Origin of the sequence: Planotetraspora thailandica (genome assembly GCF_016863335.1) — a bacterium.
In the GTDB taxonomy this organism is placed as follows: Bacteria; Actinomycetota; Actinomycetes; order Streptosporangiales; family Streptosporangiaceae; genus Planotetraspora; species Planotetraspora thailandica.
This window is the reverse complement of record NZ_BOOR01000008.1, coordinates 300,925-325,960: the sequence shown is the minus strand read 5'-3', so window position 1 is coordinate 325,960 and position 25,036 is coordinate 300,925. Positions and strand designations below refer to the sequence as shown.

At 70.0% G+C, this 25,036-nt stretch carries 22 protein-coding genes; 9 read left to right on the top strand and 13 right to left on the bottom strand.

Annotated features, from left to right (window positions below; translation table 11 throughout):
• Nucleotides 1–42: 42 nt before the first annotated feature.
• From Pth03_RS08525 to Pth03_RS08500, 6 genes are all read right to left on the bottom strand, one after another.
• A complete protein-coding gene (locus Pth03_RS08525) occupies nucleotides 43–1,260 on the bottom strand; it encodes a glycoside hydrolase family 3 protein (RefSeq protein ID WP_239118856.1) in 1,218 nt (405 codons plus the stop codon).
• A gap of 174 nt (nucleotides 1,261–1,434) precedes the next feature.
• A complete protein-coding gene (gene ptsP / locus Pth03_RS08520; protein ID WP_203943576.1) occupies nucleotides 1,435–3,192 on the bottom strand; it encodes a phosphoenolpyruvate--protein phosphotransferase in 1,758 nt (585 codons plus the stop codon).
• A 5-nt stretch (nucleotides 3,193–3,197) separates the two neighbouring features.
• Nucleotides 3,198–3,455, bottom strand: a complete 258-nt coding sequence (locus Pth03_RS08515) for an HPr family phosphocarrier protein (RefSeq protein WP_203943575.1) — start codon at nucleotides 3,453–3,455, stop codon at nucleotides 3,198–3,200.
• A 282-nt stretch (nucleotides 3,456–3,737) separates the two neighbouring features.
• Nucleotides 3,738–4,184, bottom strand: coding sequence for a PTS sugar transporter subunit IIA (locus Pth03_RS08510; RefSeq protein ID WP_203943668.1), 447 nt, complete (start codon nucleotides 4,182–4,184; stop codon nucleotides 3,738–3,740).
• Nucleotides 4,185–4,263: 79 nt separating this feature from the next.
• Entirely contained in the window at nucleotides 4,264–4,500 is a 237-nt protein-coding gene (locus Pth03_RS08505; RefSeq protein WP_203943574.1) for a PTS sugar transporter subunit IIB, read from the bottom strand.
• A 14-nt stretch (nucleotides 4,501–4,514) separates the two neighbouring features.
• Nucleotides 4,515–5,549: an SIS domain-containing protein gene (locus Pth03_RS08500; protein ID WP_203943573.1), complete on the bottom strand. Its 1,035-nt coding sequence runs from the start codon at nucleotides 5,547–5,549 to the stop codon at nucleotides 4,515–4,517.
• A gap of 155 nt (nucleotides 5,550–5,704) precedes the next feature.
• Here Pth03_RS08500 and Pth03_RS08495 point away from each other — a divergent pair, with 155 nt between their 5' ends.
• The 3 genes from Pth03_RS08495 to Pth03_RS08485 all read left to right on the top strand — a co-directional run bounded on the left by Pth03_RS08495 (nucleotide 5,705) and on the right by Pth03_RS08485 (nucleotide 8,539).
• Complete coding sequence (locus Pth03_RS08495) at nucleotides 5,705–6,445, top strand: GntR family transcriptional regulator (RefSeq protein WP_203943572.1); 741 nt, start codon at nucleotides 5,705–5,707, stop codon at nucleotides 6,443–6,445.
• A gap of 41 nt (nucleotides 6,446–6,486) precedes the next feature.
• Nucleotides 6,487–7,869 (top strand): PTS transporter subunit EIIC, encoded by a 1,383-nt coding sequence (locus Pth03_RS08490; RefSeq protein WP_203943571.1) that lies wholly within the window; start codon nucleotides 6,487–6,489, stop codon nucleotides 7,867–7,869.
• 184 nt (nucleotides 7,870–8,053) lie between these two features.
• Nucleotides 8,054–8,539: an Rv3235 family protein gene (locus Pth03_RS08485; RefSeq protein ID WP_203943570.1), complete on the top strand. Its 486-nt coding sequence runs from the start codon at nucleotides 8,054–8,056 to the stop codon at nucleotides 8,537–8,539.
• Nucleotides 8,540–8,635: 96 nt separating this feature from the next.
• Here Pth03_RS08485 and secA read toward each other — a convergent pair whose 3' ends face one another.
• The gene (secA, locus tag Pth03_RS08480; protein ID WP_203943569.1) at nucleotides 8,636–11,437 is read right to left on the bottom strand and encodes a preprotein translocase subunit SecA; all 2,802 of its coding nucleotides are present in this window, start codon (nucleotides 11,435–11,437) and stop codon (nucleotides 8,636–8,638) included.
• A 216-nt stretch (nucleotides 11,438–11,653) separates the two neighbouring features.
• On the opposite strand from secA, the gene Pth03_RS08475 reads away from it, so the two are divergent.
• The gene (locus Pth03_RS08475) at nucleotides 11,654–11,917 is read left to right on the top strand and encodes an HGxxPAAW family protein (RefSeq protein ID WP_203943568.1); all 264 of its coding nucleotides are present in this window, start codon (nucleotides 11,654–11,656) and stop codon (nucleotides 11,915–11,917) included.
• A 61-nt stretch (nucleotides 11,918–11,978) separates the two neighbouring features.
• Complete coding sequence (locus Pth03_RS08470) at nucleotides 11,979–13,217, top strand: winged helix-turn-helix domain-containing protein (RefSeq protein WP_203943567.1); 1,239 nt, start codon at nucleotides 11,979–11,981, stop codon at nucleotides 13,215–13,217.
• Here the strand turns inward: Pth03_RS08470 and Pth03_RS08465 are convergent.
• From Pth03_RS08465 to mtrA, 6 genes are all read right to left on the bottom strand, one after another.
• The gene (locus tag Pth03_RS08465) at nucleotides 13,210–13,914 is read right to left on the bottom strand and encodes a response regulator (RefSeq protein ID WP_275413057.1); all 705 of its coding nucleotides are present in this window, start codon (nucleotides 13,912–13,914) and stop codon (nucleotides 13,210–13,212) included. The genes Pth03_RS08470 and Pth03_RS08465 overlap by 8 nt on opposite strands.
• 143 nt (nucleotides 13,915–14,057) lie before the next feature.
• Nucleotides 14,058–14,717, bottom strand: a complete 660-nt coding sequence (gene hpf / locus Pth03_RS08460) for a ribosome hibernation-promoting factor, HPF/YfiA family (RefSeq protein WP_203943565.1) — start codon at nucleotides 14,715–14,717, stop codon at nucleotides 14,058–14,060.
• 528 nt (nucleotides 14,718–15,245) lie between these two features.
• Nucleotides 15,246–16,082: a ComF family protein gene (locus Pth03_RS08455; RefSeq protein WP_203943564.1), complete on the bottom strand. Its 837-nt coding sequence runs from the start codon at nucleotides 16,080–16,082 to the stop codon at nucleotides 15,246–15,248.
• 40 nt (nucleotides 16,083–16,122) lie between these two features.
• Nucleotides 16,123–17,937: an LpqB family beta-propeller domain-containing protein gene (locus Pth03_RS08450; protein WP_203943563.1), complete on the bottom strand. Its 1,815-nt coding sequence runs from the start codon at nucleotides 17,935–17,937 to the stop codon at nucleotides 16,123–16,125.
• Nucleotides 17,927–19,687, bottom strand: a complete 1,761-nt coding sequence (mtrB, locus tag Pth03_RS08445; protein ID WP_203943562.1) for an MtrAB system histidine kinase MtrB — start codon at nucleotides 19,685–19,687, stop codon at nucleotides 17,927–17,929. The genes Pth03_RS08450 and mtrB overlap by 11 nt, the downstream gene beginning before the upstream one ends.
• Before the next feature lie 16 nt (nucleotides 19,688–19,703).
• On the bottom strand, nucleotides 19,704–20,381 hold the full coding sequence (gene mtrA / locus Pth03_RS08440; RefSeq protein ID WP_203943561.1) for an MtrAB system response regulator MtrA: 678 nt from the start codon (nucleotides 20,379–20,381) through the stop codon (nucleotides 19,704–19,706).
• Nucleotides 20,382–20,725: 344 nt separating this feature from the next.
• Between mtrA and Pth03_RS08435 the strand changes: the two genes are divergently transcribed.
• The 4 genes from Pth03_RS08435 to Pth03_RS08420 all read left to right on the top strand — a co-directional run bounded on the left by Pth03_RS08435 (nucleotide 20,726) and on the right by Pth03_RS08420 (nucleotide 25,024).
• Entirely contained in the window at nucleotides 20,726–22,114 is a 1,389-nt protein-coding gene (locus Pth03_RS08435; RefSeq protein WP_203943560.1) for a DUF7847 domain-containing protein, read from the top strand.
• Nucleotides 22,111–22,788, top strand: a complete 678-nt coding sequence (locus tag Pth03_RS08430; protein WP_239118855.1) for a DUF4129 domain-containing protein — start codon at nucleotides 22,111–22,113, stop codon at nucleotides 22,786–22,788. The genes Pth03_RS08435 and Pth03_RS08430 overlap by 4 nt, the downstream gene beginning before the upstream one ends.
• A complete protein-coding gene (locus tag Pth03_RS08425; protein WP_239118854.1) occupies nucleotides 22,785–24,014 on the top strand; it encodes a DUF4350 domain-containing protein in 1,230 nt (409 codons plus the stop codon). The genes Pth03_RS08430 and Pth03_RS08425 overlap by 4 nt, the downstream gene beginning before the upstream one ends.
• A gap of 68 nt (nucleotides 24,015–24,082) precedes the next feature.
• Entirely contained in the window at nucleotides 24,083–25,024 is a 942-nt protein-coding gene (locus Pth03_RS08420) for an AAA family ATPase (protein WP_239118873.1), read from the top strand.
• The last annotated feature ends 12 nt before the right edge of the window (nucleotides 25,025–25,036 follow it).

Genomic DNA, 25,036 nt, shown 5'->3' with positions numbered 1-25,036 from the left:
CGTAACAGGATATGCGTGCCGCGGGCCGGGCGGACCCGGCGCTCAGGCGCCGGATCCGGTTTCCGCCAGCAGCCGCTTGGCGATCTTGAGGTGCTGCGCCGACTTGACCGCGCCGGGGTCGGTCGTGATCGGCCCGTAGAGGCCGCGCTTCTCCTTGAGCCGCAGGATCCGCAACACCGACTGGTCGAGCCGGTCGCGCGTGATCCGTCCCGAGCGAACGGCCTTCAGGACCGCCTCGTACGCCGTGGGGTAGTCCGGCGGCATCAGAAGCATGTCGGCGCCGGCGAGGATGGAGCGCACCGCCACCTCGGCGTCGCCGTACTTCTTCCTGACTCCGGCCATGTCGAGCGCGTCGGTCGTGACGACGCCGTCGAAACCCAGCTTGTCGCGGAGCAGGCCGGTGAGGATCTTGGGCGAGAGGGTGGAGGGGTCGCCCGACGGGTCGAGCTTCGGCATCACCACGTGGGCGGTCATGATCGCGTCCACCCCGTGCTTGATCGCCTCACGGAAGGGCGGCGCGTCCAGCTTCTCCCACTGCGCCAACGTGTGCTTGATCACCGGCAGCCCGGTGTGGCTGTCGACCGAGGTGTCGCCGTGCCCGGGGAAGTGCTTGGCCACCGAGGCGACGCCCGCGTCGTGGAATCCGTCCACCGCGGCGCCGACCATCGGAGCCACCTTGCGCGGGTCCGAGCCGTACGCGCGGGGACCGATCACGGGGTTGCGCGGGTTGATGTTGACGTCGGCGACCGGGGCGTAGTCGAGGGAGATCCCGAGCGCCTTGAGCTCCTCGCCGGTGACGCGGGCGGAGTCGCGCGCGTTCCCGGGGTCGCCGGTGCGCCCGATGGCGAGGGAGCCCGGCAGTTTCGTGATCAGCGGGGACAACCGGGACACGATGCCGTTCTCCTGGTCGACTCCGATCACCAAGGGCGTGGCGGAAGCCTTGCGCAGGCCCGTGGTGAGCGCGGCCACCTGACTCACGCTGGAGATGTTGTCCGCCCAGTTGAACAGGATCACGCCGCCCGGCCGGTACTTCTTGACGACCTCCACCGGAGTGTCGACGCCGTACCTCGCACGGTTCTCTTTCCGGGAGGAGTCGGCGCCCGTGCCGTAGACCACGGCGACGAACAATTGGGCGACCTTGTCCTCGTCGGACATTCCGGCCAGCGTCTCCTCCGCGCGGGTCCGCGGCGCCGTGGCCGACGGCGAGGGGCTGGGAGAGGGCGGAGGCGAAGAGGCGGGCATGGAAGCGGGCGAGGTCACGGTTTCCGAGGGTCGCGCCGACGGCGCGGTGGCGCCTAATCCGGCTGAGCATCCGGTCATCAGAAGAGCGACGAGACCGATTCCACCACGCCCCAGCTTTAGCATTCCTTTACGTTATCGGCGTGGGTGAGCCACCCGGACCCGAACCGTGTGACCGACGCCTTTAACGGCCCCTCAGAGACCGAGCTGGTGCAGGCCGGGAAGCTCCGCCCGGGCGGCCTCCACGGCGTCGCCGGGCGTGACGGACGAACGTGCCGCGGCGGCGGCCGTACGACACTGCTCGAGCGTGTGCGCGGCCAGAGCGGCCCGCACCCACGGCAACGCGGGAGCCGCCATGGAGAGCGAGCTCACGCCCATGCCCACGAGCACGCACGCGAGCACGGGGTCGGCCGCCGCCTCCCCGCAGACGCCGCAGCCCTTCCCCGCGGCCGACGCCGCGGACGCCGCCGTCCGAATGAGGTCGAGCACGGCGGGATGCCAGGGGTCTTGGAGACCCGCGACTCCGCTGACCTGCCGGTCGGCCGCCAGAGCGTACTGCGTGAGGTCGTTGGTGCCGATCGAGAAGAAGTCGACCACCTCGATCAGGTCGGCCGCCCTGATCGCCGCCGACGGGACCTCGATCATGATGCCCGCGCTGTCGAGCCCCGCCGTACGGCAGGCCTCGGCGAACCAGGCCGCCTCCTGGGCGGTCGCCACCATGGGCGCCATGATCTCCACGTTCGCGGTCGCCCCCGTCACGGCACGGGCGAGCGCGCCGAGCTGGGCGGTCATGATGTCGGGATGGCGCCGGAACATGCGGATTCCCCGCTCGCCAAGCGCCGGGTTCGGCTCCTCGCCTGGCGGCGGCAGGAACGGGAGGGGCTTGTCCGCACCGGCGTCGAGGGTCCTGACCACCACACGTCCGTGGGGGAACGCCTCGAAGACGGCCCGGTAGGCCTCCTCCTGCTCCTCGGGGGTGGGAGCGGTGTCCCTGTCGAGGAAGAGGAACTCGGTGCGATAGAGGCCGACGCCCTCGGCTCCCGCGGCGAGCGCGGCCTCCAGGTCGCGCGGGCCGCCGATGTTGGCGAGCAGCGGCACCGCATGGCCGTCGGCGGTGGCGCCCGGGCCGGCCGCGGCCGACAACACGGCCCGCCTGGCCTCCTCGGCCCGCAGGGCGTCCGCCACCTCGTCCTCGGAGGGCGACAGCCGTACGCGCCCGGTCGCTCCGTCGACGAGGACGGGCGTGCCGGGCTCGACGGCGGTGGCGCCCGCGCAGCCGACCACGGCGGGTACGCCCATCGAGCGGGCGAGGATGGCGGTGTGGCTCGTCGGGCCGCCCTGCTCGGTGACGAAGGCGGCCACGAGATCCTTGGGGAGCAGCGCCGTGTCGGCGGGGGCCAGATCCCTGGCCACCAGCACGTACGGCTCGGCCGCGTCGAGGGGGATGCCGGGGATCGGCAGGCCGGTGAGGACGGCGATCACCCGGTCCCGGATGTCGTCCAGGTCGGCCACCCGCTCGCCGAGGTAGCCCCCGGCCGCGGCCAGCAGATCCCGATATTTCCCGAAAGCTTCGAAGATGGCTCTCGGCGCGGCGACACCTTGGTCGATCAGAAGGCCGACCGACGCGGCGAGCTCGGGATCGCGGGCCATCATCGCCTGCGCGACGAGCACGTCCTCGGCATCGCCGCCGGCCCGGGCTCCGCGCTCCTCCAGGTCGGCGGCCACCTCGTCAAGGGCGCGTTCGGCCCTGTCACGTTCGGCCGGCGCATCACCGTCGTGCCTCGACCCCGCGGCGGGCTCGGGGACGTCTCCCACCACGAGCCGAGCCGGGCCGTAACCGGCTCCGGGGCTGACCCCCGTGCCGGTGAGGAGCCGGGGAATCAGCTCCTGCGCCTCAGGGCTCTCGGTGATCTCGTCGGGGGCCGGGCCTGACCCGGTGTCGCGCCGGTCCATGGCCGTCAGACGGTCGAGGCGATCTCGGCGAGACGGTCGAGCAGTTCCTCCGCGCCCTCCCCATCAGCCGAGATGACGATGGCCTCTCCCTGCCTGACGTCGAGCGCCAGCACGGAGAGGATGCTCTTCGCGCTCACGGGCCGGCCGCCCGCCTTCGCGATGCTGACGTCGAACGGCGCCTTCGCCGCGGTCTGCACGAACGTCGCCGCGGGGCGGGCGTGCAGCCCTACTTCGGCTTCAACGCTGACCTTACGCTCGGCCACGATCACTCCTTCTTGGGTTCTCAAGCGGTCTAGACCACCCTATTCCTGTCAAGGACCTGCCAAGACCCCACAGATTCCTTATTACCAGGTCGCACGCGACATTTCACCAGTAGGGCCCGTTTTGTCCACTTAGCCCCCACCACCCTGGTGGTGATCATGCAGAACTTCGGCGACCCCCGCGCCAACATGCCACAACCCTGCCCGTGATCATGCAGAAGTTCGGGAACAGCCGCGCCGAAATGCGAGGACGCCCACCGTGATCATGCAGAAAAGGGGGCGTGCTCAGGACCATTGGAAGAGTTCGTCTCCTGCGCCGACGGTGCCGACGGCGACGTCGCTGATCGACCCGTCCACGGCGTCCAAGGCGACGACGGCGCAGAAAGGCGACCTGCCACCGGCCGCCACCGCCGCGGGGTTCCACCTCACCACGGGCTGCCCGGCCTCGACACGGTCGCCTTCGGCGGCGAGCAGGCAGAACCCCGCACCCCTGAGCTGCACCGTGTCGATGCCCAGATGGACCAGAACCCCCCTGCCGTCGTCGCCCACCACGACATAGGCGTGCGGATGCAACTTGATGATCGTCCCGGTGATGGGGGCCACCGCCTCACCGGGAATCCGCTCCGGGTCGATCGCCGCTCCGGGGCCCACCATGGCCTGGGAGAACACCGGATCGGGCACAGCGGCCAGGCCGAAGGCCGCGCCCGCGACCGGGGCGAGAACAGTCGTCAAATTCAAGCGCCTCTCCGTTGGCGCGCTGCGCCGAGCCCGGCTCCGACGGCCCCTCCCCGAGCTCGCACGCACAGCGGGCTCAGCCGATGATGTCCTCGATGTCGCTGGCGATCGTGTCGGCCTCCGGGCCCACCACGACCTGCACGACATTGCCCGCCGACATCACTCCGTGGGCGCCGGCTGCAGTAAGCGCCGCCCGGTCGACCTTCGACGCGTCGTACACCTCGGTGCGCAGCCGCGTGATGCAGGGCTCGATCTCGATGATGTTGTCCGCGCCACCGAGTCCGGCGATGATCGCCTCGGCGTCTGCAGCCATGGGGGGTTCTCCGTTCAGTCGGTCTGGGTGACCTTGTTCAGACCGCGGGGTGCGTCCGGGTCGATACCGAGCCTGCGCGCCAGCGCCTCGGTCAGCAACTGCCCCGGCACGATCAGTCCGAGGGGAGACACCCATTCCGGCAGGTCGGGGCCGTTCAGAGAGGCGGTGGACGCGGCGGCCAGTTCGGTGCCGCCGCCCACGCCGAACGCGGACGCGCCCGCGCCGGTGACCCGCTGCGCGAGGGAGATCGTGCCCGCCAGGGTGGGGCCCTCCCCCGAGGCCACGAGGACCGCCGGAGTGTCCTCGTCGACGACCGCGATCGGGCCGTGCAACAGGTCGGCGTAGGACAACCCCATGGCGTGCATGTAGCACGCCTCCTTGAGCTTGAGCGCGAGTTCGAGCGCCGTGGAGAAGGCGAGGCCCCGCCCGGAGACGACCACGCCGGGCTTGCCGGCCAGCCCGTCGACCACCGCGTCCAGGTCGCCCGGGTCGGAGATCAGCTTCTCGACCGCGTCGGGCACGCGCCGCAGGTCGTCGCCGTTCACGTCGGCGCCGAGGCCGAGAGCGAGCACGGCCAGGGCGGCCAGCTGGGTGGTGTAGGTCTTGGTCGCGGGGACGGCCTTCTCCTCGCCGGCAAGCGTGCACAGGGCGAGGTCGGCGGCCTGGGCCAGCGGCGACTCCTCGCCGCCGTTGGTGATCGCGACGGTCTTGGCCCCGCAGGCCTTGGCCCATTCGAGGGTCTCGACGATCTCCTCCGTACGGCCGGACTGGGACAGGCCAACGGCCAGCACGCCGTCAAGGTCGAGCGTGCGCCGGTAGGTCGTGGCGATCGAGGGGGCGGCCAGGGCGGAGAGGCGGCCGGCCCGCGCCTCGATCAGGTAGCGGCCGTAAACCGCGGCGTTGTCCGAGGTGCCCCGGGCGATGAACAGCATGTGACGGGTGTCCTGCGCGAGCCTGCGGACCTCCTCCGTACGGGGGAGCAGGGCGTCAAGCGTCGCCCGCAGTGCGGCCGGCTGCTCGGCGATCTCGCTGCGCATCTTCGTCGTCATACAGTGCTCATCCTCGGATTCGGTGAGATGGGAGCCGTTATTGATCCGGTGCGGCCCGTACATTGACACATATTTCCGGCCTATGGTCTAGTCCGGACTAGACCAGTAGGAACCATAACTCACCACGGTGATTCAGATCGAGAGGGGAGGGATCAGTGGCGCAGATCGATCCGGACAGCCCGGTGCCCAAGTACTTCCAGCTTCGAGAGATCCTGCTCGACCTCATAGAGAGCAACGAGCTGCCGATCGGTGCGGCGATCCCCTCGGAACGCGAGCTCTGCCAGCGTTTCGGACTGTCCCGGATGACGGTACGGCAGGCCGTCGACCACCTGGTCTCGGAGGGCCGGCTGCACCGGGTCCCCGGCAAGGGAACCTTCGTCGCCCGCCCCAAGATCGAACTGGCTCTCCAGCTCACCTCCTTCAGCGACGACATGCGGGCGCGCGGCATGGAGCCGGGCTCACGCGATCTGGACCGGCGCGTCGTGCGGGCCAGCGCCCATCTGGCACGTGAGCTCGGCATCCCGCCGGGAGACTCCGTGCACTTCATCGAGCGGCTGCGCACGGCGGACGGGGAACCGCTGAGCATCGAGCGCGCCCACATCCCAGTGGCGCTCGCACCCGACCTCGACTCCTATGACCTGTCCGGCCGGTCCCTCTACGCCCTGCTCGAATCGCGGTACGGGCTCGTGCTCGACGCCGGAGAGCTCACGATCGACGGCGGCATCGCCGACCCCGGCGACGCCGACCTGCTCAAGATGCCTCGCGGCGGCGCCGTTCTCCTCCTGCAGCGCCGCTCCTACGTCGACGGGGTCTGCGCCGAGCTCGGAGTGTCCACCTACCGGGCCGACCGGTACCAGCTGCGCACTCTCCTCGAATCCCCCACCAGACGGCCGTAGACCGAGGTCTCCTCCCGCACCCCCCACTTCTGGAGGAATCCATGGCTTCCTCACCCGCGGAAGCGGGTCTGCCCTCCGCTCCGGCCCGGCAGTCCGTGGTCATGGCCGTCCTGTCCCGCATCGGCCGGTCGCTCATGCTCCCGATCGCGACCCTCGCCGTCGCGTCGATATTCCTGCGGTTAGGCCAGGGCGACCTGCTCGGCCGTACGGACAACGTTACGCTGGACAAGATCGCGTCGGTCGTGGGGGGTGCGGGCGAATCCCTGTTCAGGGCGTTGCCTCTGCTGTTCGCAGTCGGCGTCGCGGTCGGGTTCGCCCGCAGGTCCGACGGGTCGACGGCGGTCGCCGCGGTGGTCGGATACCTGGTCTGGGACCGCGTCACCCACCTGATGTTCTCCTACGCCTCCCCCGACACGGCGGTCTACAAGGGCGTGGTGCAACGGCTCGTCGGCGCCGACGGCACGATCCGGCCGACCGTCGACTTCGCGTCGGACAACCCGACCGGCGTCCTCGGCGGCATCTTGATCGGCCTCGTCGCCGCCCTGCTGTGGCAGCGGTTCCACCGCACCAAGCTGCCGGCGTGGCTGGCGTTCTTCGGCGGGCGCCGGTTCGTGCCCATCGTCACGGCGGCCGCCGCCCTGATGCTCGGTGTGATCTTCGGGCTGGTCTGGGGGCCCATCGGCGTCGGGCTCACCGAGTTCGGCAACTGGCTGGCCGGTCACGCCACCCTCGGAGCGGGGATCTACGGCGTGGTCAACCGGGCACTGGTCCCCTTCGGCCTGCACCACTTCGTCAACTCGATCGTCTGGTACACCGTGCCGAACTGCACCGTCGGGACCACTCGTGCGGCCGGCGACCTGAACTGCTACCTCGCCGGGCAGGACGGCGCGGGCGCGTTCATGGCGGGCTTCTTCCCCGTGATGATGTTCGGCCTGCCCGCCGCCGCCCTGGCGATCTGGCGTACGGCGCTGCCCCACCGGCGCGCGGCCGTCGGCTCGATCATGATCTCGGCGGCGCTGATCTCGTTCGTCACCGGCATCACCGAACCGATCGAGTTCGCGTTCATCTTCGTGGCCCCGGTGCTGTTCGTCGTCCACGCTCTGCTGACCGGCATCTCGATGGCCCTGGTCGCGGCCCTCGGCGGACGGCTCGGCTTCGGCTTCTCCGCCGGGGCGTGGGACGCCGGCCTCAACGCGACCAAGTCGAACACGCACCACTTCCTGCTGATCATGCTGATCGGCGTCGTCTACTTCTTCGTCTACTACCTGCTGTTCACCTTCTTGATCAAAAAGTTCAACCTGAAGACTCCCGGCCGCGAACCCGAACCGGACGTGGACGCCGGGGAAAAGCCGGAGAAAGCCGAGAAACCCCACAAGCCGGAGGGCGCCCACAGCCCCCGGGGACCGGGTTCCGGCCAGCCTTGAACACTCTTCGGCTGCGACCATAATCGGCGCACTCATCAGGCGCTCCCCGCCAACCTGCGGGAATCTTCCCCTGCGAACTCCCCCGAACCGACCGCGTGATCGGCAAAGTTGGCGGCCGGTGTATCAGGCGGCCTGACCGGAACCTCTATTAGTCGTCAGGTCAGACGATGCCGAGGGAGCCCCGATGCCCAAGCCGATCCCCCTGCCCAGGTTGCAGTCCGTGCCCGCCGCCGACCCTCCGTACGACGACGAGCGCGGCCCCCGCTCCGGGCCGCCCCTGACCGACGGGTCGCTGGCGTTGGCGCCCGACCCGTACGGAACGGCCGCCCCGCGTGGGGGGCTGATCGTCTCGCCGCGTGGTTCGCTGCCGGACGAGCGGAGCCTGCGCGGCCTGGGCCAGGCGCTGGCCGAGATCCTCTGCGGCCGGCGACCGCCCCAGACGGTGCACGACCGGCTGACCGAGCGGGCCTACCGCGAACTGGTCCGCGCCGGGAAGATGATCGAAACCCGACGGCCGCCGATGGTGGGCCTCCCCCACGTCCAGCGGCCGAGCGATGGCACGGTCGAGATGTGCCTGCTCGTCCATTGCGGGGAGCGCAGTCACGTGCTGGCCCTGCGCCTGGAACGCTTCGGTGTCCAATGGCTGGTCACCGACTTCGAGACCGCGTGACCACACCGTGCGCGGTGCCGGCCGGGAAAGCGGAACCCCCGCCCGGGGATCTTCCCGGACGGGGGTTCGCGTGCCTGGCCGAACAGGCGTGCCGTGCTAGGCCCGCGCGTTGCGCGGGTCGCCGTGGCAGCGCTTGAACTTCTTGCCCGACCCGCAGGGGCAGGGGGCGTTGCGCTCGACGTTGCCGTACGCGGCCCGCTGCTCGGGCGTGGAACTCACCCGGCTGACCTCGACCTCGCCGCTCTCTCCGGGCGCGGAGTAGATCATCTCGGCGGGCCGGCTGGCCGGGCGCAGCGCACGGGCGATGATGGCTCCGGCCTCGGCGACGGCCTCGTCCTCGTCGGCGTTCTCCTCGACGATCGGGCTGGTCTGCACCTGGAGTTCGGCGTTGAAGAGCAGGCCGACCGACTCCTCCTTGATGCCGTCGAGCATCGCGGAGAACATCTCGAAGCCCTCGCGCTGGTACTCGATCAGCGGGTCCTTCTGGGCATACGCGCGCAGGGTGATGCCCTCCTGGAGGTAGTCCATCTCGTACAGGTGCTCACGCCACTTGTGGTCCAGCACGGAGAGGATCACCCGGCGCTCCACCTCGCGGAGAGTCTCCGGGCCGAACTCCTCCTCGCGGCGGCCGTAGGCCGCGAGCGCGTCCTCCCTGATCTTGTTCCTGATGAGGTCGGCGTCCAGGTCCTCTCGCGAGCCGCCGGCCTCCGCCACCAGGTCGTCGACGGTGACCGAGATCGGGTAGAGCCTGCCGTAGGCGTCCCAGAGCTTGTCGAGGTCCCATTCCTCGGCGAAGCCCTCGGCGGTCGCCGCCTTCACATAGTCGTCGACGACGTCGTTGACGAAGGTGAGCACCTGGTCGTGAACGTCGGCGCCCTCGAGCACGCGCACCCGCTCGCCGTAGATGACCTTGCGCTGGCGGTTCATCACCTCGTCGTACTTGAGAACGTTCTTGCGGATCTCGAAGTTCTGCTGCTCCACCTGGTGCTGGGCCGACGCGATCGCCTTGGAGACGATGCCCGACTCGATCGGCACGTCGTCGGGGATGTTGAGCCGCGTCATGATCATCTCGACGCGTGCCGAGTTGAACAGGCGCATCAGGTCGTCCTCGAGGGACAGGTAGAACCGCGACTCACCCGGGTCGCCCTGACGGCCGGAACGGCCGCGCAGCTGGTTGTCGATGCGCCGCGACTCGTGCCGCTCGGTGCCCAGCACGTACAGGCCGCCGAAGGAGACGACCTCCTCGTGCTCGGCCCTGACGTCGTCCTTCGCCTTCTCCAGCGCCTCGGGCCAGGCCTTCTCGTACTCCTCCGGCGTCTCGGAGGGCGACAGGCCGCGTGCCTGCAGGTCGAGGTCGGCGCGGAACTCGGGGTTGCCGCCGAGCATGATGTCGGTGCCTCGTCCGGCCATGTTGGTGGCGACCGTAACGGCCTGCTTGCGGCCGGCCTCGGCGATGATCGCCGCCTCACGCGCGTGGTTCTTCGCGTTCAGCACCTCGTGCGGCACGCCCTGGCGCTTGAGCATCCGGGAGAGCTTCTCCGACTTCTCCACGCTCGTCGTGCCGACCAGGACCGGCTGGCCCTTCTCGTACCGCTCCTTGATGTCGTCCACGCACGCCTGGAACTTGGCGTCCTCGCTCTTGTAGACCACGTCGCTCTGGTCCTTGCGGATCATCGGGCGGTTGGTCGGGATCGGGACGACACCGAGCTTGTAGGTCTGGTGGAACTCGTTGGCCTCGGTCACGGCCGTGCCGGTCATGCCGGACAGCTTCGTGTAGAGGCGGAAGTAGTTCTGGAGCGTGATCGTGGCGAGCGTCTGGTTCTCGTCCTTGATGTTCACGCCTTCTTTGGCCTCGATGGCCTGGTGCATGCCCTCGTTGTACCGACGGCCGTGCAGCACGCGCCCGGTGAACTCGTCGACGATCAGGACCTCGCCGTCGACGACGATGTAGTCCTTGTCGCGCTTGAACAGTTCCTTGGCCTTGATGGCGTTGTTGAGGAACTGCACGAGGTGGGTGTGCTCGGGCTTGTACAGGTTGTCGATGCCGAGCCAGTCCTCGACGCGGTCGACGCCGGCCTCGAGGACGCCGACGGTGCGCTTCTTCTCGTCGACGACGTAGTCGCCGCTGCCCTCCTCGCCGTCCTTGCCCTCGACGCCGCGGCGCAGCCTCGGGACGATCTTGGCGAACTCCGTGTACCACTTGCCGGACTGCTCGCCGGGGCCGGAGATGATCAACGGGGTGCGGGCCTCGTCGATGAGGATCGAGTCGACCTCGTCGACGACGCCGAAGTTGTGGCCGCGCTGGACGCACTCCTCCATGGACAGCGCCATGTTGTCGCGGAGGTAGTCGAAGCCGAACTCGTTGTTCGTGCCGTAGGTGATGTCCGCGCTGTACTGCTTGCGCCGCTCGTCCGGCGACATGTTGGCGAGGATCACCCCGACCTCGAGACCGAGGAAACGGTGGATACGTCCCATGGTGTCGGCGTCGCGCTTGGCCAGGTAGTCGTTGACCGTGATGACGTGGACGCCCCGGCCGGACAACGCGTTGAGGTAGGCCGGCAGCGTACAGGTCAGCGTCTTGCCCTCACCGGTGCGCATCTCGGAGATGTTGCCCAGGTGCAGGTTGGCGCCACCCATGATCTGCACGTCGAAGTGCCGCTGGCCCAAAACCCGGCGAGCCGCCTCGCGCACCGTGGCGAACGCCTCGGGCAGGAGATCGTCGAGCGACTCACCATCTTTGTGGCGCTGCTTGTACTCGTCGGTGAGCGCACGCAACTCGTCGTCCGACATACTCTTGAAGTCGTCTTCGATCGAGTTGACCTGCTCGGCGATGCGCTTGAGCTTACGCAGAGTCTTGCCTTCGCCCGCGCGAAGGATCTTGTCGAGAATTGCAGGCACTTTCGTAAGCTCCTCGCAGGTCTACCCCGACGGGTCGGCGGGGGTGTGAGGACGAGACACTTCCCCGTTGCCATCGTAGGCGGTTCCATCACCGGACACAGCCACCGGTGAACGCACGGAGCGGCGCGCCACCGGTCGCCTGATTACAACGCCGAAAACATGTCTTGAGGTTCCCCCGGTGCGCGGGCCGGCCCGTCCATCGGGTAGAAATCGGGTATGGCAGAGAGCGCACATCTAGGCAGCCACGCGGGACGCGCCAAGTCCTGGCTTGCTGTCGTCGTCATCCTGATCGGCTTCTCCGTCGGCGGGGTGGCACTGACCATCGGCCCCGACTGGTTCCTCTTCTGGGTCGGCGTGGGGATCTGCGCGATCGGCGGACTGCTCGCCCTCGCCTTCGACATCTTCTCAGATGTGGTCATCGACGCCCCTCGTGACCTTCCGGCGCTCGAGCACCACTCGCCTTTCGAGCATCACCGCTGACACCACCCGACGACAACCGCCGTAAGCGTTTTGTCGGTCACGCCATCTAGCATCTGCAGGTGTGACCGACCTGACCGCCGACGAGGCCCGCAGGATCATCCTGCGGGCTCAGGGCTTTCTGGGGGCCGGCTCCCGGACGGGCGGGGTCCCCGCCACGCTCCGGCGGGTGGGCGCCGTCCAGCTCGACACCATCTCCGTGCTCGCCCGCTCCCACGAGCTGGTCGCCTACGCACGGCTCGGCGCCGTCGGCCGTGCCGCGGTCGAGCGCGCCTACTGGCGCGACCCTGCTCAGGCGTTCGAGTACTGGTGCCACGCCGCCTGCATCGTGCCCCTGGAGCACTGGCCTCTGTACGGCTTCCGCCGCCAGGCCTACCGCGACCGCCGGTTCCGCTGGCATGAGGTGCCGCCCGTCGTCGACGAGGTGCTCCAGAGAGTCCGCGCCGACGGCCCGCTCACCACGGGCGACATCGGCGGCGCCCGAGTCGACCTGCGCGCCTCCGGCACGACCGAGGCGGCCGGATGGTGGGACTGGTCTGATTCCAAGATCGCCATCGAGTTTCTGCTCGACATCGGCGAGGTCGTCTGCACCCGGAGAATCGGCTGGCGGCGGGTGTACGACCTGGCCGAGCGGGTGATCCCGCAGCCTCTCCTGAACGACGACGTCCCCGACGCCGACGGCGTCACGGGCCTGACCCGCGTGGCCGGCCGTTCACTCGGCGTGGCCACCAGAGCCGACCTCGTCGACTTCATCCGGGTCAAGGGCAAATACGCGGCGATGCTGGACGACGCCCTCCTGAGCGGGGCCTCCGGGCTCGTCCCCGTGCACGTCGCCGGGTGGCCGTCGCCCCGAGGGGCCCGGGGAGCCGCCGGATCGCCGGTACCGAACGCGTGGGCCGACCCCGCCGCTCTGGAGTCCGAACCCCGCGGGCGCCACCGTACGACGCTGCTGTCGCCGTTCGACTCGCTCATCTGGGAACGCGCCCGCACCGAGCGCGTATTCGGGCTGAGCCACCGCCTGGAGGCCTACGTCCCCAAGGAGAAGCGCGTCCACGGCTACTTCGCCATGCCGGTGCTCGCCGGCGGCCGGATCATCGGCCGGGTCGACCCGGCGCGGGAGGGCACCACCCTGGTCGCCCGCCAGGTGGGATTCGAGCCGGGCGGCAGCCCCGCGAAGGCGGTCGAGGCCATGAGCGACGCGCTCTGGGAAGCCGCGAGCTGGGTCGGCTGCACGGACGTCCGAGTCGAACGGGTCGGCTCCCCCGCGCTGGAGGAGCCCCTGCGCGCCGCCCTGGCTAGGTGATCTCCAGAAGTCGCTCGCGCACGGCGTAGACGACCGCCTCCATGCGCGAGTGGAGCTGGAGCTTGTCGAGGATGTTGCGGACGTGGTTCTTCACCGTGTTCTCGGAGATGAACAGGTCCTTGGCGATCTCCCGGTTGTTCATGCCCTTGGCGACCAGGCGCAGGACCTCCATCTCGCGGTCGGTCAGCCGGGGCACCGGCACCTGCGGAGGCCGCTCGGCCTCCTTGCGGCTCATGCTGGCGAACTCGGAGATGAGTTTGGCCGCCATCGCGGGGTTGATGAGGGACTGGCCCTCGTGCACGCCGCGCACGGCGTCGGGCACCTCGTCGATCTGGACGTCCTTCAGGAGATATCCGGTGGCGCCCGCCTTGATGGCCTCGAAGAGGTCTTCCTCCTCGTCACTGACCGTGAGCATGATGATGCGCGTGCTCGGGACGGACTCCTTGATGCTCCTGGTCGCCTCGATGCCGTCCTTACGCGGCATCCGGACGTCCATCAGAACAACGTCCGGCAGGAGACGGTCGGCCATGCCGACCGCCTCCTGCCCGTCGCTCGCCTCGCCTACCACCTCGATGTCCGGCTCCGCAGCCATAGCCAACTCCAGGCTGCGGCGGATCAGCGCATGATCGTCGACGATCATCACGCGGATCGGCTCGCCGCGAACGGATGCTCGGGCCGCCTCGTCGGGTCGGGTCACGGAACCTCCTTGCGGGGGCCAAGGACGCTGGATCGCCATCATTACACGGGTTTCGCGATAAGCGCTGATCTTCGTCGTGCCGGATGCGCAGATCCGTGGATTCCGCACGGGTGGGCTCGCGAGGAATGCCCGGCAGACTCAGCCTAGGTCTCGATGAGCCTCAGCACGCCGTAGTCGTATCCACGCCGCCGGTAGACGACGCTGGGCCGGCCGCCCTCCTTGTCGCGGAACAGGTAGAAATCATGGCCGACGAGCTCCATCTCCAGGAGCGCCTGTTCGATCGTCATGGGGTCGGCCTCATGGAACTTCTCACGGACGACGAGCGGCCCGTCGCCGTCCATCTCGATGGGCACGACGCCCTCGGCATAGCCCCGCTGCTTCTGTGCGAATTCGTCTTCGGTGACCGCCTCGACCCGCGTCAGCGTGTCCAGGGCGAACGGGGCCCCCTCGCCCATCGCCACGGCGATCTCCGCCAGCGACGGCGGGCAGCTCTTCCCGTGATGGATCTTGCGGCGGTCGCCGAGGCGGCGCAGGCGCTCTTCCAGCTTGGCGAGCGCGATGTCGAGCGCGGCGAAGCGGTCGTCCGCCGCCGCCTCCGCCCGGATCGCCGGGCCACGCGAGTGGATGGTCAGCTCCACCCGCTCCCGCTGGTCGCTCTCGCGGTGGTTGGCCTCCTTGGAGACCTCGACGTCCACCCGGATGAGCTTGTTGTTCAGTCGCTCGATTCTGGCCAGCTTGGTAGTCACATGATCACGGAATCGGTCACTCACTCCGGTGTGCCGTCCCTTGACGATGATGTCCACACATGGCCCCCCTTCGCATATCGACTGTGGTTCGGAAGCACCCGTCCGGCCGACCTGGTCTTCGTCCCCACATCCGCCTGCTGAGGGGTTCGCAGCTCAATCGCCACTACTGCCCTTCTCTTCTTGCGGGGGACATCTGGACCCCCGGGAAGGCAGGACTTACCTCTAAGCCGCACCGTGATCGGTCGACCAAGAGTCGCCTTACGTGGACCGTTTCGCCTGCGGCTGGCATCGGCTAGCCAGACCGGTCCCCTTGCGGGGAGAGGGCCGGCGCAACCACGGACCCGGACGGGTGCCATGTCTGAACGCTAGTCCTTGCCGCGCCGAATGTCAGCCACGAGATCCCGGAAACGATCACTCGGAGTGATGTTGTAACGCGTCATCGGATCATGGAAATCGATCACCCCATGATGGAATCCCCACGCGCACCGGACTCGCCGATTGGGATGAGCAGGAGAGACGTTCCGAACGGGTCACACAGGTGTGTCCAAGCAGTCAGAACGAGAATTGCCCGACCTTTACTCACCGTTATGAGGAGAGAGTTGACGACCCCGGCGTGTCGCGCTTCCTGCGGGTCGCGGCGATCGTGATCGCCGACCGCGGCGGCAGGCCCATGGCGGCGAAGGCCCGCGCCGCCTCCGCCAGCGTGGCTCCCGTCGTGACGATGTCGTCGACCAAAGCGACCGCCGTTCCCGCGCCACGAAACCCGCCATAAAACCCACCGGGCGACCCGCCATGAGAACCGCCCCCGAACCCGCCGGAAGACCCGCCCCGGAGCCTGCCGTGTGGCCCGCCGCCGGATCGGTCGCGGGAACGGCCCTGAGCCTCCAGGACGCCTGCAAGCCGATCCCCCGCCACCGTGAAAGCCCCGGACAGGTTCGCGGCCCTTTCGGCCGAGCCGAGCCCCGACTGGTCGGCCACCCGCCGCGCCAGGCCGAGCACCGGGGCGACGGAGACCACCATGCCGCGCCTCCGCAAGACGGCCGCCGCCGCCGTGGCGATCGCGCGGACGGGATCGTGCCCTCTCGCGCGCGAGGCGGCCCTTGCGCTGGGCACGGGAACCAGAATGACCCGGGACGGCCTGCCGTACAACGCCTTGGCTGCCACGGCGGCGAGGCTCTGCCCGAGGACCGGGGCGAGAGCCGTACGGCCGCGCTCCTTGTAGGCCAGGAGCATGCGCCGGGCCGCGCCGTCGTAGACGGTCGCCGACCAGCACGGGGGCAGTCCGGGCGGCGCCGGGTCAGGCGGGCGCGAAGCCGGCGCCCGCACCAGCTCGGCGGTGCAGGCGGCGCACGCGATGGACCCCGGAGCGCCGCATCCGGCGCAACGGGCGGGGAGGATCAGGTCGATGAGCGCGCTCGGCACAGGCCCAGCCTGCCGGCGGCCACCGACAGATTCGGGGTGGTCAGCCGAGGGGGTAGACGGGGTCGGTCGCGCCGTCCTTGGCGAGCGCGACCCAGGCCTTCTTGTCGACGTTGTAGGTGCGGATCTCGCCGTCGTAGTCGGCGCTGGCCAGCACGTAGTCCGGAGGAGCGCCCACGATGGAGCCGATCTCCGCTTGTGCGTCCAGCTTGATCGCCGCGTCGGGGACCTCCATGCCCTCCATGACCGACCAGGTGGACAGCTCCTGGCCGCCCTTGCCCTGGGACAGCACGAGCAGGCTGGCCGCGTCCTGCCACGCGATGTCGACGATGTCCTGGTTGCTGCGCGAGTCGAGCTTCTGGACGTTCTCGATCTGGGCTTCCTGGCCGATCCTGGCGATCGTCCCGATCTCGAGAGACTCGCCCCGGCCCTCCTGGACGATCATCGCGACGCGCGCGCCGTCGCGGGAGACCCGCAACGCGAGGATTCGCCTGGTCTCCAGGTCGGCGGGAAGGCCGACCCGATGGGGCTGCCCCTCCTGTGCCTGCCACACCCGGGTCTGCTTGCCGCCGTACCATTCGGCGCTCCAGACAGCGCCGTAGCGATCCCATGAGGGCGGCGTCAACGTGTCCTTCCTGCCCGGGATCCACCGCTGCCACTGGCTGCCGACGACCGTGGTCGCCACCCAGACGCCCTCACCGCCGACGAGCGCGGCCACCCTGGGGGGCGACTCCGCGGACACGGCGGGGCTGGTGAACTTCGTGCCCTGCTCACCGGCGGCTCCGCCGACCGCCTCTCCGCCCTTCTCCTTGACCCGCTGCAGCTTGCCGTCCTGCATGTAGTACGCCTGCGGCTGGGCCGGCAGCACATTGGGATCGAACTGAGAGGTGTCGCGCGGGCTGAATCGCAGCCCGGTGCCGCGGAACGGCTCCCCGTCGACCCTGATCTCGATGGTCCTGCCGGTCACCAGGTCGCCCAGCGTCCAGGCCAGCTGCGCCTTCATCGCGTCGATGCGGTCGTCGGCGACCGACTCCACCTCGGAGGTGAAGTCGACCACGACCGTGTCGCCCTCGACGGTGATCTGGTTCAGGCCGGTGCCGCTGGGGAAGGCGCTCCTGACGGAGTCCCTGATCGACTTGGTCGGGCCCGCCAGCAGCCTGCGGACGAGGGTCTCCGGGATGCCCGTGCTGGGGTTGATCGGCACCCACACGCGGTCCACGACCAACCCGGTCGCCGACGTGGCCGGCGGGTAGTACAGGTCGACCTGGCGGTAGTCGCGTTTGAGGTCGTCGGCGGAGAGCAGCCGCGCGTCGGGCGGCGCATCGATGCGCCACTGGTTCCCGACCCTGGCGAGAGCGAACGACTGGACGACGGGGCCGGAGGCCGGCGTGTACCGCCCTTCGGCGTCGATGGTGGCGACCGCCGTCCCCCGCAGAGTGACCGTCGTCTCCTTGGCGTCCTTGAGTTCGTCCACCGGAACGCCCTCGGGTGGCAGCTTGGACTCGTAGACGGTCGTCTGCCGCCACGGATCCCACTTGTCCTCCACGCTGGGGTCGAGGTACTGCCGGGCGACGGCCAGGGAAGGGTCGTCGAAGCTCGCCATCGCGGCCTGGAAGCCCTTGACGATGTCCACGGGCGTGGCGTCCGGGCGCGGCTTGGTCGCGATCATGCGGACGTACGGCTGGCTGAGGGTGTCCCTGCTGTTGTCCTCCTCGGCCACACGCGGGCTGCCGCTCGTGGGCACGACCGCGCACGCTCCCGCGGCCGCCAGCACGACGCCGAGGGCGGCCATCACCGTGCCCCGGCGGGAGGCCCGCCGCAGGCCTGGCCGTACGGCAGGCGGGTGGTCAGTCGGCATCGAAGCCGCCCGAGTCCGCGCTCTCCAGCGATCTCATGCCGACCTCCGTGATCGCGCCGATGGCCGTGGGCAGGGGCGGCACGTGGCCGCGCCACGCACGTCGCATCTCGACCTCGGGCGGCACCAGCGGGAGCGGCGATCCGCGCAGAGGGGCGCCCGCGGTTCGGGGCAGGGACAGCCGGAACTGCGTGCCCTCCCCCGGCGACCCCCACGCCTGGAGCCACCCGCCGTGGAGCATGGCGTCCTCCCGTGAGATCGCCAGGCCGAGGCCGGTGCCGCCGATCGTGCGCGCCCGCGACGGGTCGGCCCGCCAGAAGCGGTCGAAGACCAGGTTCTCCTCGCCGGGCTTGAGGCCCACTCCGTGGTCGCGTACGGCGACGGCGACCGCGTCCCTGTCGGCCCCCAGGGTGACCACGATTTCCTTGCCCTCGCCGTGCTCGATGGCGTTGAACAGCAGGTTGCGCAGGATGCGCTCGACTCTGCGGCTGTCCACCTCGGCCATGCAGTGCTCGCTCGGCAGGCGCAGCTCGAAGCGGGTGGATTGGCGCTCGGCGAGCGCCTCGGAGTCGCCGACCGCGCGCAGCACGACGTCGCGCATGTCGACGGACTCGACGTCGAGGGTCGCCGCGCCCGCGTCGTACCGGCTGATCTCCAGCAGGTCGGCGAGCATCGACTCGAAGCGCTCGAGCTGGGCCTGCATCAGCTCGGCCGAGCGCGCGGCGGCGGGCTCGAACTCCTCACGGCCCTCGTACAGCAGGTCGGCGGCCATCCGCACGGTGGTGAGCGGGGTGCGCAGCTCGTGGGAGACGTCGGAGACGAACTGCCGCTGCACCTGCGAGAGCTCTTCCAACTGGTGGATCTTCAGAGCCAGGTTGGACGCCATCTCGTTGAAGGAGGTGGCGAGGCGGGCGAGGTCGTCCTCGCCGCGCACCTTGAGCCGCTCCTCCAGGCGCCCCGCCGCGAGCCGCTCCGCGGCCTGGCGGGCCAGCCGTACGGGCGTGACCACCTGGCGGGTGACCAGGTAGGCGATGGCGGCCAGGAGCAGCACCAGCGCGGCGCCCACGCCGATCAGCACCCGCTGGACGGCCAGCAGGGTCGTCTCCTCGGCCCCGAGGGGGAACAGGTGGTAGATCTCGTAGGTGCCGTTGATCCGCGCGCCGATGGCGATGCCGCTTTCCGGCTTCTTCGAGCCCAGGTAGCGCAACGTCACCGGTTGCCTGATGAGGGTGCCTTCCTTCTGGGTGGCCTGCACCTTGATCCGGAGGTTCTCGGGCACGCTGTTGTAGTCGATCCTGCCGGAGGCGCGGCCGTCGCCGATGCCGTCGTCGTTGAAGACGACCACCTCGTAGCGCCCGCCCGAGCGCTCGACCAGGGCGGAGACGGCCGCATCGACCGGGTTGCCCTCCTGCCCGCCGGTGGTGCCCTCCTGCGACACGTCGGTCACCTCGGACGACTGGGGCGTCAGATATCCGCTCGCGGTGGCGATGTTGGCCCGCGACTCCTCGACGGCGGCCAGCTCACGGCTCTTGAGTACGGACGTCGCGATCGACTGCATCAGGAAGACGCCCAGCACGATCACGACGGCCATCGAGATGACCAGCGTGCTCGTGACCACCCTCAGCTGGAGCGAACGCCGCCAGACCCGCCGCAGCCGTCCGGCGGCACGCCTCGCCCGCCTGCGGACGCCGCGCGCGATCTGGCGCGGTGTCCTGCGGCGGGGCTTCTTCTTCGCCGGGGCGGGGGCGGGCATCGTCGCTGCCGCGACCTCAGGCGGGCCCGGCCTTGTAGCCGACGCCGCGAACGGTCACCACGATCTCCGGGTGCTCCGGGTCCTTCTCGATCTTGGCGCGGAGACGCTGGACGTGCACGTTGACCAGGCGGGTGTCGGCCGCGTGCCGGTAGCCCCACACCTGCTCGAGGAGCACCTCGCGGGTGAACACCTGGCGGGGCTTGCGGGCGAGGGCGACCAGCAGGTCGAACTCCAGCGGCGTGAGGTTGATCGTCTCGTCGCTGCGCTTCACCGAGTGGCCGGCCACGTCGATGGTGATGTCGCCGATCTGGAGGATCTCGGGGGTCGGCTCGTCCGTACGGCGAAGCCGCGCGCGCACGCGGGCGACGAGTTCCTTCGGCTTGAACGGCTTGACGATGTAGTCGTCGGCGCCGGACTCCAGGCCGAGCACCACGTCGATGGTGTCGCTCTTGGCGGTCAGCATCACGATGGGGACGCCGGACTCCGCGCGAATGCGGCGGCAGACGTCGATGCCGTCGGCACCGGGCAGCATGAGGTCGAGAAGCACCAGGTCAGGCCGGCTGTCGCGGAACGCGTCCAGTGCCTTGTCCCCGTCGGAGACGAACGAGGGCTCGAACCCCTCCCCGCGCAAGACGATGCCGAGCATCTCGGCGAGAGCGGCGTCGTCGTCGACGACCAGCACACGACCTTTCATGGCCCCTCATTCGTTTGCCACAGGTGGGAGGTTTGGGCGTTTGGCACGGGTTCATCCGAAGGTTACCGGTGACCGAGACGTTTGTGTTACACGACCATGACAAAGGATGGAGTTTACGGGGCCTGGAGAAGAACACGCGATGTTGTGACCAGATGCGGCCACAACGGTGGGGAATGCTTCACAGACGACACGTTCCAAGTCTGCGCATAACCGGGCCATTTCTGCCATCCCTCGGACGGTGTGATCGCCCCTGTGACAACGCTGGACGCCCGTCGCCGCCCTCGCGTGTGCGCGCTCACGGGATCGTCGCACTATCTGTCGGTACATCGTGCCAGGATTGGGACATGACAGACGGTCCTGGCCCCACCCCCGATGTCCCGCCCGGCTGGGCCTCCGAGCAGCCCCCTCCCTACGGTCAACCCCAGCAGGGACCCTGGGCCGCCCCCGGGTCGGCTCCCGGCCAGCCCGGTGGCCCTGCGGGGCAACCCGGTCCGGGCTCGTACGGCCCGCCTCCCGGCGGGCAATACGGTGGTCAGCCGGGTTACGGTCAGCCTTACGGTTCGCCGTACGGTGGGCCGCCGTCCCCCTACGGCTACTATCCGCAGGCGCCGCGGCCCGGCATCATCCCGCTGCGTCCGCTCAACCTCGGGGAGATCCTGGACGGCGCGATCAGGCTGATCCGTTCCAATCCGAGGGTCACGCTCGGCCTGTCGGCGATCGTAGCCGCGATCGCCGTGCTCCCGAGCCTGATCGCGCAACTACTCTCCCTGCAGTCGACGAGCGTCCTCGACGACTACGAGCACGCCCTGTCCTCGGGCAACCTCGCGCTGGTCATCGGCGGGGGGCTGGCCGTCTCTCTCTTCGCGACCGTCTTGAGCTTCGTGGCCGGCAACATTCTCACCGGCATCCTGATGGTGGTGCTGGGCCGCGCCGTGTTCGGCGGGCGCACCACAACCGCGGAGGCATGGCGCGTGGCGCGACCGCGCATCTGGGCGTTGCTCGGGCTGTCCCTGCTCAAGGGGCTGATCATCGTCGTGCCCTTGGTGATCGTGGTCTCGCTGGTCGTCATCGTCGGCGAGACCGGCGGCTTCGACAGCACCCCCGCCAGGGGGGCGCTGGCCGTGCTGACCGTCCCCTTCATCCTCGCCTGGTTCGCCTACTACGCCTTCATCAGCACAAAGCTGGGGCTGGCCACCTCGGCCGTCGTGCTCGAGCGCCGGGGAGCCACCGACTCTATGCGCCGGTCGTGGCAACTGGTGCGAGGCGGCTCCTGGCGCGTGTTCGGCATCCTGGCCCTCACGACCATCATGACCCTGATCTTCGGCTTCGTCCTCCAGGCATTGTTCGCGTTCTTCGGCTCGGCCATCGGGGGTCTGGGCAACCTGGCCGTCATCCCCATCGCGTCGCTGCTCGGCGGCATCGTGAGCGAGATGGTCACCGCCCCGTTCAGCGCCGGGGTGCACGGCGCGCTGTACGCCGACCGGCGGATGCGCGCCGAGGCGTTCGACCTGGTGCTGCAGACCGCGGCGGGGCGCACCCAGGAGCTGGGCCCCGGCCACGCGACCATCGACGACTTCTGGCACCCCGCCTACGCCGCGTCCGCCGGCGCGCCCGGCGCCTCGCCGTACGGCGGTCCTCCCACGAACCCCGGCAACCCCGGCTACGGAGGCCCCGGCTATGGCGGTCCCGGCTACGGGGGCACGGGCCAGTATCCGTACGGGCCGCAGCAGTGATCCTGCCCCTGACGCTGAGCCTGCCTCTACTGAGCCCGCCTCTAGTGGGCGAGCCGCCCGTGGGCATCGGCCGGGACCAGGCGCAGCGTGAGGCGGCGGCCGAGCTGCTCAAGTCGGAATACCCCCACGAGTCGCTCCTGGAGCGCATCCTGCGGGCGATCCAGGACTTCATCGATCGCATCTTCGGCGGCGGCTCCGGCGCAGGCGGCAGCCTCTGGTCGCTCATCGCCATCGTCGTGGTCCTGGTGCTCCTGGCCGCTCTGCTCGCATGGGCGCTGCGCCGGACCACGCGCGGCCGCCACCCCGAAGGCGCCGTCTTCGGCGTGCAGGAGCGCACGGCCGCCGAGCACCGCGCGCTGGCCGCACGCCTGGCCGCCGAGGGCGACTGGACTGGGGCCATCCAGGAGCGGCTGCGCGCGATCGCGCGCGGACTGGAGGAGCGCGCCATCGTCAGCCCCCTGCCCGGCCGTACCGCGATGGAGCTCGCCGACACCGCGGGCGAGGCGCTGCCGGCGCACGCGCAGGAGCTGCGATCGGCGGCACGTGTGTTCGACGACGTGACCTACGGCGAGGTCGCGGGCACATCCGAGGCGTACACGTCCCTCGTCGGCCTCGACGAGCGCATCATGGCCACCCGCGTCGCGCTGGAGAGCACGCAGGAGGTCTCCGCATGATGCCGCAGACGGCGGCGCCGGACACGCCGGCGCCCTCCCCGGAGCCCTCCGCCACGGCACCCACCGCGTCGTCCACATCGTCGTCAACGGCGCCCACGGCCCGCACCCTGTGGCGGCGCGGGCGCGCGATCCTGCTGGTCGTGGCGATCATCGTGCTGGCGGCGGTCGTCCCCGTGCTTCTCACCCCCTCCAACGACAACCTCGGCCGGTCGCTCGACCCTCAGGACACCTCCCCCGTCGGGGCCAGGGCCCTCGCCCAGGTGCTGGGCCGGCACGGGGTCACGGTGCAGCGCGTCGACAGCGTCGAAGAGGCGGCGGCCGCCGGCGGCGGCGACACGCTGCTCATGATCACCTCATCGACCTTCCTGAGCCTCGACGAGGCGAGCAGGCTCGCGGCGCTTCCAGGCGACCGCCTGCTCGTCGGGGACGTCCGCTACCTCAACACGCTGGCAGGCGGCATCGTCGTCTCCAACGGCGCCGGCCAGGCCCCCGTGGCGTCACGCAGCCCGGAATGCTCCCTGGGCGAGGCCCTGTCGGCCGGCAGCGCGTTCACGGGCGGCTCCGTCTTCGCCGGGCCCTCCGGATCCGTCGGCTGCTACCTCTACGGCGGAGAGCCGACGCTGATCCGTTCCACCGCCGGCGGTCGCACCGTGACGGCGGTGGGCGACGGCTCGTTCATGACGAACCTCAGACTCGCCGACGACGGCAACGCCGCCCTCGCGCTCAACCTGGCCGGCGCCAAGCGGCGGCTGATCTGGCTCGTGCCGCCCGCCGAACCCCAAGCCGGCGACTCCGGCGAGAAGCCCCTCGGCCAGCTGATTCCCGCCGGGCTGATGCCTGCGGTGATCGAGCTCGTCATCGCGGTGATCCTGGTCGCCCTGTGGCGCGGGCGACGGCTCGGCCCCGTGGTGGCCGAACGCCTGCCCGTGATCGTGCGGGCCGCCGAGACCGTGGAGGGCCGGGGGCGGCTGTACCGCGCGCGCCGGGCCAGGGACCGGGCCGCCCTTTCGCTGCGCGCCGCCACGCTCGACCGCATCACCCCACGCCTGGGGCTTCCTCGCAACGCGACCCCCGACGAGATCGCCACGGCCGCGTCCGAGCGGACCGGCCAGGATCTCGACCAGGTGCGTTCCGTGCTGTTCGGCGCCGTTCCCGCCGACGACGCCGGGCTGGTCGCCCTGGCCGGGCACCTCGACACCCTTGAAAGGCAGGTACAAGACTCGTGACCACTCCTGGATTCGGAGCACCCGGATTCGGCGGACCCGGCACCCCTCAGCATGAGACGCCCGCCGCCGTGGCCGCGCGAGAGGCGCTCGCCACGTTGCGGGCCGAAGTAGGCAAGGCCGTGGTGGGGCAGGACTCCGTCGTCACCGGACTGGTGATCGCGCTTCTGTGCCGCGGCCACGTGCTGCTCGAAGGCGTTCCCGGCGTGGCCAAGACACTCATGGTCCGCAGCCTGGCCTCCGCGTTGTCCCTGGACTTCAAGCGCGTGCAGTTCACCCCCGACCTGATGCCCGGCGACGTGACCGGTTCGCTGGTCTTCGACGCCAAGTCGGCGGAGTTCGAGTTCCGCGAGGGGCCGGTCTTCACCAACCTGCTGCTCGCCGACGAGATCAACCGCACGCCGCCGAAGACCCAGGCCGCGCTGCTCGAAGCGATGGAGGAGCGCCAGGTCAGCGTCGACGGCACGCCGCGTGCGCTACCCGACCCGTTCATCGTGGCGGCCACCCAGAACCCCATCGAGTACGAGGGCACCTATCAGCTGCCCGAGGCGCAGCTCGACCGGTTCCTGCTCAAGCTGACCGTGCCGCTGCCGCCCCGGGACCAGGAGATCGCCGTCCTCGAACGGCACGCCCTCGGGTTCGACCCGCGCGACCTTTCGCACATCAAGCCGGTGGCGTCCGCGGCCGACCTGGAGGCGGGCCGTACGGCGGTCAAGCAGGTGCACGTCAGCCCGGAGGTGCTCGGATACGTCGTCGACCTCGCCCGGGCCACCCGGCAGTCGCCGGCACTCCAGCTCGGGGTCTCGCCGCGAGGTGCGACCGCCCTGCTGGCCGCCGCGCGGGCGTGGGGCTGGTTGTCCGGCCGGACGTACGTCACCCCGGACGACGTCAAGGCGCTGGCCCGGCCGGCGTTGCGGCATCGTGTGCAGCTGCGGCCGGAGGCGGAGCTGGAAGGCGCCACCCCCGACGGCGTCCTGGACGGCATCCTCTCGTCCGTCTCCGTCCCCCGCTGACGCCGCCCAAGG